The organism is Janthinobacterium sp. P210006, assembly GCF_036231885.1.
GTDB lineage: Bacteria > Pseudomonadota > Gammaproteobacteria > Burkholderiales > Burkholderiaceae_D > Janthinobacterium > Janthinobacterium violaceinigrum.
On record NZ_JAZARD010000003.1, the window covers coordinates 1,013,764 to 1,025,716 of the forward strand.

At 62.2% G+C, this 11,953-nt stretch carries 9 protein-coding genes; 5 read left to right on the plus strand and 4 right to left on the minus strand.

Annotated features, from left to right (window positions below; all coding sequences use genetic code 11):
* Window positions 1-10: 10 nt before the first annotated feature.
* Window positions 11-5,761 (minus strand): alpha-2-macroglobulin family protein, encoded by a 5,751-nt coding sequence (locus VPH41_RS18525; protein WP_328571065.1) that lies wholly within the window; start codon window positions 5,759-5,761, stop codon window positions 11-13.
* A gap of 472 nt (window positions 5,762-6,233) precedes the next feature.
* Here VPH41_RS18525 and VPH41_RS18530 point away from each other — a divergent pair, with 472 nt between their 5' ends.
* Window positions 6,234-7,259, plus strand: a complete 1,026-nt coding sequence (locus VPH41_RS18530) for an OmpA family protein (protein ID WP_328571066.1) — start codon at window positions 6,234-6,236, stop codon at window positions 7,257-7,259.
* 70 nt (window positions 7,260-7,329) lie between these two features.
* Window positions 7,330-8,277 carry a YihY/virulence factor BrkB family protein gene (locus tag VPH41_RS18535; protein ID WP_287778128.1) on the plus strand — a complete coding sequence of 316 codons (948 nt, stop codon included), beginning with the start codon at window positions 7,330-7,332 and terminating at the stop codon, window positions 8,275-8,277.
* Between the two features lie 60 nt (window positions 8,278-8,337).
* Here VPH41_RS18535 and VPH41_RS18540 read toward each other — a convergent pair whose 3' ends face one another.
* The 3 genes from VPH41_RS18540 to VPH41_RS18550 all read right to left on the minus strand — a co-directional run bounded on the left by VPH41_RS18540 (window position 8,338) and on the right by VPH41_RS18550 (window position 10,555).
* Window positions 8,338-9,534, minus strand: coding sequence for an AI-2E family transporter (locus VPH41_RS18540; protein ID WP_442906287.1), 1,197 nt, complete (start codon window positions 9,532-9,534; stop codon window positions 8,338-8,340).
* Window positions 9,535-9,606: 72 nt separating this feature from the next.
* Complete coding sequence (locus VPH41_RS18545; RefSeq protein WP_046682432.1) at window positions 9,607-9,918, minus strand: BON domain-containing protein; 312 nt, start codon at window positions 9,916-9,918, stop codon at window positions 9,607-9,609.
* Between the two features lie 82 nt (window positions 9,919-10,000).
* Window positions 10,001-10,555: a hypothetical protein gene (locus VPH41_RS18550; protein WP_152281806.1), complete on the minus strand. Its 555-nt coding sequence runs from the start codon at window positions 10,553-10,555 to the stop codon at window positions 10,001-10,003.
* 265 nt (window positions 10,556-10,820) lie between these two features.
* Between VPH41_RS18550 and VPH41_RS18555 the strand changes: the two genes are divergently transcribed.
* Genes VPH41_RS18555 through VPH41_RS18565 form a run of 3 tightly spaced genes read left to right on the plus strand, consistent with a single transcriptional unit; the run spans window position 10,821 to window position 11,833 of the window.
* Window positions 10,821-11,273 carry a glycine zipper 2TM domain-containing protein gene (locus tag VPH41_RS18555; protein WP_152256299.1) on the plus strand — a complete coding sequence of 151 codons (453 nt, stop codon included), beginning with the start codon at window positions 10,821-10,823 and terminating at the stop codon, window positions 11,271-11,273.
* A 59-nt stretch (window positions 11,274-11,332) separates the two neighbouring features.
* A complete protein-coding gene (locus VPH41_RS18560) occupies window positions 11,333-11,485 on the plus strand; it encodes a DUF3309 family protein (protein WP_010396415.1) in 153 nt (50 codons plus the stop codon).
* Between the two features lie 45 nt (window positions 11,486-11,530).
* Window positions 11,531-11,833, plus strand: a complete 303-nt coding sequence (locus VPH41_RS18565) for a hypothetical protein (RefSeq protein WP_328571067.1) — start codon at window positions 11,531-11,533, stop codon at window positions 11,831-11,833.
* Window positions 11,834-11,953 lie beyond the last annotated feature (120 nt).

An 11,953-nucleotide genomic window follows, 5' to 3' on the forward strand; every position in this document is an offset into this window, starting at 1 on the left:
ATCAACTTCTTCACTGCCCCACCTTCACATTCGCATTCGGCGACTCGCCAAACATCTCGGGCGAATACATCGCTTCGATGCGCGTGGCAGGCAGGCTGAAGTCGCCCGCATTGTTCAGGCGCACCGTGTATTCCACGCTCCAGTTGCCCTTCGGCACGAAGGCGTAGTAGGCACGGAAAGCGTCGAAGGCCCGCTCCTCGAACGTGGGCCAGACCCAGCCCGTGGATTTTTCACCGGCCGTCAGCAGCTGCGAATCGCGGCCCAGGCCATTGCCCAGCACCGTGGCGCTGGCGGGAATCGGGTCGTCGACCACCACCCAGCTCATGTCCGCCTGCGCCGACAAGTCCAGGCGCACGCGGTAGACGTCGCCGCGCGACCAGGCGCCCGTCGTTTTCTGTTCCACGGGCGTAATGGTTTTCTTGATCGTATAACCGCTGGAAACGGGTGCCTTGAGCGGGATGGCCGCCAGGCTTTGCACGGTGGCCCACGGTTTGCCCGTGCCGCTGTGCGCCAGGCCCAGGGTATCCGTGCCTGCCGGCCACGCTTGCAGCACGGGGCCCACTTTCGCCGCGCCATTCCACACGAGCGCCTGGGTGTCGCTGCCCAGTTTGACGGCGCTGGCGCCCGTCACGGGAGTGGACTCGAACTTGGCCGAGAACCTGGCAATGGCCAGGGTGCCCCAGGCGTTGGCCACCGTGGTATCCCAGCGGCCCTTTTTCTGGCGGCCCATGCTGCCGCGCACGAGGCGGCCGATGTCGTCCTTCCACGCCGGATTGTCCATCACGGCCAGCAGCAGGCGGTTGGCGTTGACGTCGCCGGACACCATCAGCCACCACCAGTTATCCTTGCGCTCCGTGGAAAAGCCCATGGTCGTACCCTGGAAGTTCAACCGGCTGCGCAAGATCTGCTGCGCCTCGGCCAGCAGCGCATCGCGGCGCGCCAGGCTCGGCGTGCGTTGCAGCAACAGGCTCCAGTCGATGACGGCCGAGGTCGGCCACAGGTTCGGGTTGATGCTGATACTCTCCAGGGCATCGGGCGGCACCTTGTTGGAACGCGACAGCGCTTCCAGCGCGGCCAGCTTGCGTACGGCCAGGTCCGTCGTGTCCAGCGCGGAACGGCGCACGATGCGGCCCTGCACGAAGGCCGTCAAGGCTTCTTCCATGCGGTTCTTCGTCTGTTCGGGAATCGCATAGCCCGCCTCTTTCGTTGCCGACAGCACGTACGCCGTCAGGCTGTCGCTGCCCTGCTCCATGATGGGGAAGTATTTCAGCATGCCATCGCTGTCCAGGTAGGCGGGCAGGCTGGCGGCCAGCTTGTTCCACGCCTCCTGATCCTGCAGGGCGATGGCCTTCGACGTGTTTTGCTCGAAGCAGGTGTACGGATAGGCAGCCATGTACTCGCGCACGCCGGGCAGCTCGCCACCCAGTTTGGCCACAAAACTCGTCTGGATGCCGCCCCGGCCCGGCAAGGCGCCGGCCGGCATTTGCACGGACATATTGATGGGCTTGTCGATTTGCTGCAAGGTAGCTTGATACGTGCGCACGGGCGTGGCCTGGCCCACTTTCTGCATGATTTTCAGCTTGTCGGTATGGTTTCCTGCTTTCGCGCCGATCTCCCACACAATGCTGGCCGCGCCCAGCGGCACCTGGTAATCCCAGCCCACTTCGCGCGCCTCGCCCGCCGCCAAGGTCAAACTTTGGCGCGGCAAGGCCTTGCCGGCCGCGCTGGCATTGAGGTCCACGTTCAACGATGCGGCCGAGGTGTTGCGCACGGTGAATCCCGCGCGCAACTGGTCGCCTTCGCGCACGAGGGTCGGCAAGCCCGACATCAGGATCAAGTCTTGCGAGCTGCGGATATCCGTGCTGCCCGTGCCAAACAATTCCTGGCCCGCGCTGGCGACGGCAACGATGCGGAAGCCCGTCAGCGAGTCGTTCAGCGGTACTTGCACCGTGGCTTCGCCCTTGGCGTCGAGCTTGACGGTACCCTTCCAGAACAGCAGGGTGTCGAACAGTTCGCGGCTGGCGCCCTTGCCGCCGCCACCGCCGGCCGGAAACGCCTTGCGGCCGAAGTGGCGCTTGCCGATCACCTGCATCTGCGCCGTCGCCGTTTCCACCTGCAGGCTGCGCTGCGCCATCATGGTATCGAGCAACTTCCAGCTATCGTTGGGCATCAATTCCAGCAGCCCCGTGTCGACGGCCGCCAGCGCCACTTCGGCACCGGCCGGCAAGGCTTTACCGTCGGCGCGGCGCACGCGCACAGACACCTCTGCCTTGTCGCGCGTTTTATACACTTCCTTGTCGGACACGACCATCACGTTCAGCTCATGCGCCTGCCACCCCACGTTCAGGGGCGCGATACCCATCTTGTAGGCCGGCTTGCCCAGATCCACCAGGGCCATGGGCTGCACGCCGTCGACCCGCCCCCGCACGACAAACACGGACACATACACATTGGGCGCATAGTTCGGTTTGACCGGGATGGTCACCACCGGTTCCCGGCCATTGAGCTGGCGCACATAGGTATCGAGGATGCCTTCGCGCTCGACCGTGATCAGCGCCGTGCCCGAGCGGAATGGCATGCGTACCTGCAAGCTCGCTTCCTGGCCCGGTTCATAGCGTTTCTTTTCAGGCAAGACGTCGATGCGGTCATTGTCGCTGGCGTTGAACCACCAGTCGCCGCTGCCGGCCACCCAGGTTTCGCGGTTGGCGACGGCCGCATTGCCGGACGCATCCTGCGTGCGGGCGCGCAGGATCAGATTGCCGCTGGCGGGCGCCTTCACGTCGCAAATCAAGAGGCCCTTGTTGTCCGTCTTGCCCGCACATGCGGGGCCCAGCTTGACCACTTCGCTGCTGTTTTCATATGCGTAGAAGCCGCCGATCAGGCGCCGGCGGTGCGAATAGCTGTTGCGCTGGAAGAAGTCGACGGCGACGGCCGCATTTGCCACGGGCTTGCCATTGGTGCCCAGCACGGCCACCGTGAACTTGAACGCATCCTTGCTCAAGGCCCAGGCGTCGGGCTTGATGCCGATCACATAGTTCGATGGCCACAGCGGCACTCTTGTGGCCACGGAAGCCGTCTCGCCATTCGCATCCTGGAAAGCCATTTCCGCCACCAGGTCGCGCGGCGCGGCCAGCTGCGGCAGCTGGTCGATGACGATGCGCGCACCGCCCGCCTTGTCCAGGGTCAGGCTTTGCGTGCGCGCCGCAGCGGCGCCGGCGCCGGCCGGCATGCCATTGCCTTCGTCCTGCCATTCGCCGTCATCGTCGTCGTAGCCCGTGCCCTGCTTGACGAGGCCTTCCTTCACGTCTCCATTGCTGAAGCTGTAATCGGGATAATCGGCAAACGTCACGCTCTTGTCCTGCAGCACCGTGCGCAACTTGACGGGCGCATTCGTGGCGGCGCCGCCGGCCAGGTAGGTGATTTGCGCATCGAGGGCCAGCTGCCTTGCCTGCACGGCGGGCGCCTTCGGCCCCTGCAGCACGGCTTTCATGGTGGGCACGCGGAACGCTTCGACCCGGAAACTGCCGGAAGGGCGGCCCGCCATGGTCACGCTGTATTCGCCCTGCTTGGCGTCGGCGGGAATCAGCCAATCGCTTTCCGCCGTGCCGCTGGCCGACCAGCGCAGGGGCAACTGGTAATTCTGGTCGCTGCCCTGGTGCGTGATGACGACGGAGGTGGCGCTGCCGGGACCGTTGTTCTTGTCCACCAGGCTCATGCCCTGCTCCGTGTGCTTGCGGATGAAATGCTTCATGTGCACGGTTTCGCCGGCGCGCAGCAAAGTGCGGTCAAATACCGTGGCCAGCAGGGTATTGTCGGCACGCGTGTCGTCCGTGGGCAAGTTGAAACGCCAAGCTTCGATGCCGCCCACCCAGTCCGACAGGGTAAACGTCATGTCGCCGCCGCTGCGCGCACTGATGAAATAGCGGCCATTGTTCTTGCAGCTGGAATTGGCCAGCTCGCTGGGAATCTGCGCCACGCCGTCCGCGCCCGTGGCGCCTTGCCACAGCAGCTTGCCGGCGCAGTCGCGCACGGCCACTTGCGCCTTGGCAACGGGTGCGCCCTTGTCCAGCGACGTCACCCACACGAGCGACGATTGCGCGCCATGCTTGAAATGGGCTGCCAGGTTGGTCACCAGCGCGGCCGTGCGGATGTAGGCCGTGGTGGGTTTGCCCAGCAACACCTTGCCCAGGATGGGGCTGGCCAGCTCGACCACATAAAAGCCCGGCTTTTGCAGCGGGATGCCGATCACTTCAAAGGTTTTCTTGCCATCGGGGCGCGGCAGGCTGAGGGGACGCGTGCCGGACGCGTTTGCCAGCACGGATTTACTCATGTTGCCCGCATACTGGGCGTAGGGCTGCCAGTACTCTCCCCCCTCGCCATTGCCGGCCAGGCGCTGCATCCACTCGATGATGAACTTGTCGTCATTGTCGGGCACGCGCAAGGTGGCGCCCGTGGCAGCAGCTGGCTGCGCGATTTCCTTGCCCGACAACACGGGCTCGATATTGCGCACAGTGACGGGCAGCAAGCCGTCGCCCTTCGCTTCGATGATGCCGAACGGGGCCGGGAATTTGAGCAGCGGCGGCTGTTCGCCCGTGCGCACCGTCATGGGGAAGCGCGCGCGGTTGAGCAAGGCGCGGCCCGCGTCATCCGTCAGTTTCGGCGGCAAATTCAGCACGAAACTTGCTTGCACAGGGAACGGCCCGTTGAAAGCGGCGCCGTACAGGAATTCCGCCTTTTCTTCGTCTTTTGAGATCGTCGGCGCATACGTCTTGCCGCCGCCTGTCAGGGTCATGGCGCGCACCAGCGACGCTTTCACGGGCGAGGAAAACTGCACGCGCATGGGCAGGAAGGGAATGCACTGCTCCTTGGGATTGCTGCGTTCGCAGCTGAACTTGGCCGTGAAGTCGGGCCGCGTCTTGTACTGCAGGGTTTGCGCCTTGTCCGTGGCGATGCCGCTGGCGCTGGCGATGCCCTCGCCCCACACGAGCGCCACCTTGGCATTGGCGGGGAAGCTGCGCTTGCATTGCAGCACGGTGACGGGCAGCGGCGGCGCGCCCTTGCTGGCCACGGGCATGCCCACTTTCCACACCGTGCCCCGCTTCTTGAAGTACACGGTCAGGTAGCGGTCGAGAAAACTCTTGCGCAAGGCCAGGACCTGCTCCAGCTCCTTGCCCTTGAGTAGGCGCACGGGAATCTTTTCATTGATGCCATCGGCGCGGCAATACGCATGCGCGGCCACGCTGGCCTCGTTTGGCGCGGCGTCCAGGCCCAGCACGAAGATCTGGTTTTCATCGATATACGGCTGGCCGTCATACGGTAAGGCCTCGACGATGGCCGGGCCGCCCGTGGAAAAGCGGTAGGACGCCGTGCCCTGCAGCGGCTGGCCCGCCAGGTCCTTCAGCCCCCCTTTCAAGGTAAAGCTGCAGGCCACGCCGGCCGGCAAGTCGCGCTCGAAATCGAAATTCCAGTTGCGCTCGTCGGCCCAGCGACCCGCGCCCGCCACCACGGCAGGCTCGGCCTTGCCGCAATCGATGGCGAACGGCGCGGGCAAGCCCATGTCGCCGAACGGCACCATCGGCGTGGCGAACTGGGCCCGCACCTGGCGTACGGCCTTGACCGTGCCGCTGGGCGAAAACAGGGATACGCCGCTGTCGGCCCAGGCCGGCATCGCCAGAGCCGGCGACAACAGCAGACCCAGCAGACATAGCGGGCCCAGTTTGCCAGACAGCGGGGAAGAAAAATCACGGGGAAGGTCAAACACGGGTAACTCCTTGATGAAAAGTGGCGGAGCTGGCTGCGGCGCGTAAAAGTTGCCTGGAAGAAGCCCGGCAAACCAACAGAACGCGGCAGGAATACAACATCAATGTAATATTAGTTATCAAGCTCATCATTGTTGCTAATATACAGTGGCATGCTGGTAACAAGTCGTACGATTGCCTCGGCCGCGGTGCTTGGAAATGGCCGTGCTTGTAAAAGTTCCACCTAGCAAATTAGTTTTTTTCAACACCAAAGTCTTTGTCGTGAATCAGCAACACCATTGATATACAACAATGCTTTGTGCGCCAGCGCACCGACCACGCGAACCTGGAATCGTATTCTTCAGTCCAACAGCAGTGCATTTATCGCAAGACGGGCGCACCTGGAATTGTTGTCTATCTCAAGCAATAGCACGTGTAGCAAGATGTCGCTTTGATGCTGTAGAGAAAATCTCTTATCAACGTTGGGAGTTACTTGTGAATAATCTAAAAAAAATCGCCGTTGCCGCCGCAGTCTTGTGCTCCGCCCTCGGCGCACAGGCCCAGGAAATCAATCCCTCCTGGTATATTCAACCTAGCATCAACGCACTCAAGCCAGATTCCGACTTTGCCACGGATAAAACCGGCTATGGCGCAGGCTTGCGTTTCGGTAAACCTGTTTCCCCTGACTGGGATATCCAGCTGGGCACCACGTACGCCCGCTCCAAGGATGGCGGCCAGCGCTACCAGCAAAATACGCTGGGCGTAGACGGCCTGTACATGTTCTCGCGCAAAGCCTTCCGTCCCTTCCTGCTGGTCGGTGCCGGCATGCAGCGCGACAAGGACACCAGTTTCGCCTTCGGGGAGCGCAGCAAGAGCTCGCCGTACGCCAGCGTGGGCCTGGGTTTCCAGTCCAGCATCACGGATCAGTTGTCCATCCAGGCTGACGTGCGCAATGTGCACGGTTTCCTGCGTGGCAACACCTTCGACCCCAGCAGCAAATCCAACAACTACTACGTCACCGTGGGCCTGAACTTCGCGTTCGACAAACCGCCTGCACCGCCGCCACCACCGCCACCGCCGCCAGTGCGTGAAGAAGTCGTCGTGGTCGTGCCGCCACCACCGCCGCCACCGCCGCCACGCTTTGAAAAAGTGACGATGTCGGCGACGGAACTGTTCGCGTTCGACAGCGCCAAGCTGGGTCCGACACAGACCAAGCTCGACGAGATCGCCCGCGTGCTGAACGCTGCACCGGACGTCAACAACGTCGTCATCAGTGGTTACGCCGACCGCATCGGTTCGCCCAAGTACAACCTGAAACTGTCGCAGCAGCGCGCTGACGCAGTCAAGGAATACCTGGTCGCGCATGGTGTCGCCGCCAACCGCCTGACGGCCGAAGGCAAGGGCTCCACCAATCCTGTCGTCACCTGCGATAACAAGAAGCGTGCCGACCTGATCAAGTGCCTGGAACCGAACCGCCGCGTCGAAGTGGAACAGATCACCATCGAACGCCGCGTGCAGTAAGCTCAACAGTGGTACGCCACTTGTGAATAGAAAAAGGGGCTCACGCCCCTTTTTTGCATTGAAAGCCACCATGAATTTTTCTACCCGCTATCCCAAGCTGGCCGGCCTGGCGCCGTTCAGCAAGCAGATGCGCAGTGTCATCGTCTGTTCCGTTACCGAATGGCTGGAGCACCGTGCCTCGAGCAAGGGCGCCGCCCTCGCCTATTACACGCTGTTTTCCATCGCCCCCATCCTCGTGCTCGTGATCGCCATCGCGGGCTTTTTCTATGGCCCGGCCGCCGCGCGTGGCGAACTGATGGGGCAACTGCAGGGTTTGCTGGGCACGCAGGGCGCCGAAGCCATCCAGCTGGTGCTGGCCGGCGCCAAGAACCATGAACAGGGCCGCATCGCCACCCTCATCGCCAGCGCCCTGCTGCTGTTTGGCGCCACCAGCGTGTTTGCCGAACTGAAAGCCAGTCTCGATGAAATCTGGCAAGTGCCGCCCTTGAAGGAAGCGGGCGCCTGGGACATGCTGCGCACGCGCCTGTTGTCCTTCGGCCTGGTGCTGGTGCTGGCCTTCCTGCTGATGGTGTCGCTGGTGGTCAACGCGGCCATGGCCATCCTCGCCAATTTCTGGGAAGGCGTATGGAAAGATACGGCCGTGCTGTTTACCATCCTGTCGAATTTGATCGGCTTTGCCGTCATCGCCAGCCTGTTTGCCGTCATCTATAAAATGCTGCCGCGCGTGCGCCTGTCCTGGCGCGACGTGCTGATCGGCGCCCTGGGCACGGCGTTCATGTTTTCCTTGGGAAAATATGCGATTGGCGTGTATATCGGCAACAGCGGCGTGGCCAGCAGCTATGGCGCGGCCGGTTCGCTGGTGGCCCTGCTGCTGTGGGTGTATTACTCGGCACAGATCTTTTTCCTGGGCGCCGAATTCACGCGGCAATTCGCCCTGCAGCTGGGCAGCATGAAGGATATGCCGAAGACAGACGATGGCGACGTGCAAGTCAAGATATTGAAACGCCACCAATCCTGAGCCGGCTGCAGCATGGCAAAACGGCGCCCGCGGGCGCCGTTTTTCTTGATTTACCGCAAGCTATTCGCCCAGCAGTTCGGCCACCACTTCCATGCCCTGCACGCGCTCGGCGACGACTTTCACGATAACGATGATGGGCACGCCCAGCAGCAAGCCCCAGACGCCCCACAGCCAGCCCCAGAACAGCAGGCTGATGAACACGGCCGTGGGATTCATGCGCGCGATGCGCCCCGTCATCCAGGTGGTGACGAAAGTGCCCACCAGGGTAGCGATGGCCATCGACGTGCCCGTCACCAGCAAGACCATTTCCAGCGATTCGAACTGCAAAAACGCCACCAGGCCCGTGGCGATGGTGATGAGCAAAGGCCCGAAATACGGCATGATGTGCAGCAAGCCGGCCACGATGGCCCAGGCACCCGCATTTTCCAGCCCGATCACGCGCAAGGCGATCCACATCAGCAGCGCCAGCAAGCCGTTGGTGACGAGCAGCATGAACATATAGTTCTGGATCGAGGTATTGATGTCTTCCAGGATGTGCACGGTGACCTTCTTGCGGCTCAGCGACGGTCCCGTCAGCTTGACGAGCTTGCGCTTGAAAGTATCGCCCGACAGCAGCAGGAAGAACACGAGGAAAATGACCATGGTGGCCTGGCTGAGGAAACCCACCAGACCCAGCGAACCGGCCCACACCCAGTCCATGATCTTGAAATTGGGCGCCTCGGCAGCGGCGGCGCGGCGGTTGTTGCGGCGCGCTTCGGCGCCGGCGGCCACTTGCTCGATTTCATTGGCCACGGCCTGCATCTTCTGGAAGGTGCTGTTCTTGCCGCCCGTATTGGCGGCGATCAGCCGCGACAGTTTATGTGTGGCAGCCGGCAACTCTTCAACGATGGATTCGAATTCGCCCTGCACCCTCTCGACCACGACGATGGAGCCGAACAGGATCAGGGCCGTGACGGCCGTCGTGCCGATGGCGCGCGGCACGCGCAGTTTTTCCAGCCAGGCGACGACGGGATTGAGGGTGTAGGCAATGAAAATGCCGAAGAGAACGGGAATGAGGAATTTCTGTGCCCACTGCAGCGCATAGATGAAGCTGACTGTAGCGATGATGCCCAGGGCCATGCCACGCGCATTGACGTGCAGCGGCAGGCGCAAGGATGCGTCTGGCTGCTCCACGGGCGCGCCGGGAGGTGGCCCGGCAGGCTCGGTGGAGGCAGCCGCCACCGGCTCGGGCGGGGTATCTGTAGGCTGGATATGCATGCGATTCCCGCGACGGTCGGTGGAGGGCCACAGCGCCAGCCTTCAGGCTGGCCGCTGCGGCATGTCATGCCATTACTTGACGCGGATGTCGTTTTTCACCGACTTCACGCCTTTGACGCCACGCGCGACTTCGCCCGCTTTGGCGGCATCCGATGGCTGGGCCACGAAGCCGCTCAGCTGAACCACGCCCTTGAAGGTTTCAACGTTGATTTCCGTCGATTTCAGGGTAGGCTCGTTGAAGATGCTGGCTTTGACCTTGGTCGTGATGGCCGCGTCGTCGATGTATTCGCCCGTGCCTTCTTTGGTTGGCGTGGAAGCGCAGCCTGCAACGGCGAACAGGGAAGCAACGAAGAGGCCGGTAGCGATCGATTTAGTGAATTTCATGGTGGTTTCCTTAGGAGTGGTCAATCAATGTGCTCACAATGAGCTTCTTATACCAGTGTGGTGACTGCGCGCCGGATGGCGTTCAATAGCCAAACTGGGTTTTTGCAGCCTTGATACAGTCATCCTTGGCTGCGCCGGCTAATGCATCGCATTTTTCTGTCGCGACCTTGTACTCGGCTTTTCTTTTTGCTTCACGCGCATCGCTGCGCGCTTCGATGACTTTCTTGTCGGCCTTGGCGTCGGCCAGGGCCGCAACCTTGGTGGACTTGGCCAGCTTGACGCAGACATCCTTGTCGTTGCCCGTCAGCGCATTGCAGCGGGCCAGGTCGACGTCGTAGTTGGCATCGGCAATCTTGATGCGCGCCTTGGTGTAGGCACGCAAGGTATTCGTGTATTGCGCCTGGGCCACGGCTTCATCGTAGGCACGCACGGCCTTCGCTTCGGCGATGCAGACATCCTTCGGGTTGCCCGTGATTTTTTCGCATTCCGCATGGGCCAGCTTGTAATTCAGGCCCGCCTGCTCATTGGCAGCCTTGTAGGCGGCTTTCGCTTCCGGCGTGGCAGCCACTGCCTGGCCGCCCCAGGCGGCGCACGCCAGGCTGACGACGATGGCGGTGATGATCTTATTTTTGTTCATGTATTTCTCCCTGGTGGTGACAAGCATGTCTGCTTGGCATGACTACCGTTTTACGTGGATAGTCGCCGCTCTTCTGTACGCTGCCGTACACAAGTAATTTATTTTGAAAGCGGGAGCCAGACAGGGAGAAATAACAACGTTTTGCTTGATCGCGCCAGGCAAAAATGCAATTTGCACAATAAATAAGTGCGTGCGGCAGCGTACAGACCGGGGACGGGGGCGTGACTAAGATGGCACTACACCCTCACCTCGTCAGGAGAATAAAATGAAAACCAATGCCACCTTGGCTGCACTGATGCTCGCCGCCACCGCTGTACTGAGCGGTTGCGCCACCGGCCCTTCTTACCAGTCACAACAACAATACTATCCGGCCAACCAGCCTGAATCCGCCATGTACGGCACCGTCGATTCCATCCAGCTCGTGCAGGGCGGCGGACAAACCAGCGGCGCCGGCGCCGTGGTGGGCGGCATCGCGGGCGCCCTGCTGGGCAATACCATCGGTTCGGGCGGCGGACGCACGGCGGCCACCGTGGCGGGCGCCGTTGCCGGCGGCGTCGTGGGCAACCAGGTGGAAGGCCGCAGGCAGCAAGCGCAGGGCTACCAGATCAGCGTGCGCCTCGATAACGGCGAATACCGCACCGTGGTGCAGGACAACGCAAATGATTTGCGCCCAGGCAATCGCGTGCGCATCGTTGACGGCCGCGTCTACCGCTATTAATCCGCTGGCCGGGCTTGCCCCCAAGCCTGCGCCGGACCATGCACCAACAAGGAGATACCATGGGCACCATCATTCTGATCATCTTGATCCTGGCCCTGGTCGGCGTCCTGCCTACCTGGCCGCATAGCCGCAACTGGGGTTACGGCCCCAGCGGCATCGCCGGCCTCGTCGTAGTGATACTGATCCTGCTATTACTGACGGGCAGGTTGTAAAAAAAAGGCGCTGCGGCGCCTTTTTTATTTCAAGGAGGAAATATCATGACTATCCATCACCCCCTACTGGCCACCCTGTTCGCCTGCAGCCTGGCACCGCTGGCACTGGGCCAGACGGCCACGCCGCAGCCGGGCGACCCGCAACGCTGGTACCAGGAAGACAGCACGGCGCAAGCCCAGCTGCGCACCTTGCGCAAGGAAATCGCCGCCGCCCTGGCCGAGGCCAAAAAAGCCTGCCGCCTGGAACCGTCCGCCACGCGCGCGACCTGCCTGAAGGAAGCGCAAGACACTTACCGGCAAGACATGGCGAATGCGGAAAAACTGCGCGAATCAGCCCATCCGCAGTAATGCGCCGTGCTGTTGCGACGCTGGATACACTTGCAACACCTGACAAAACCGTCGCGAGCGGAAGGGGGAGGTGGAGAGGAAGCGCGCCCGTACTGAGTACGGGGGCGCCGAGCCGGTGCG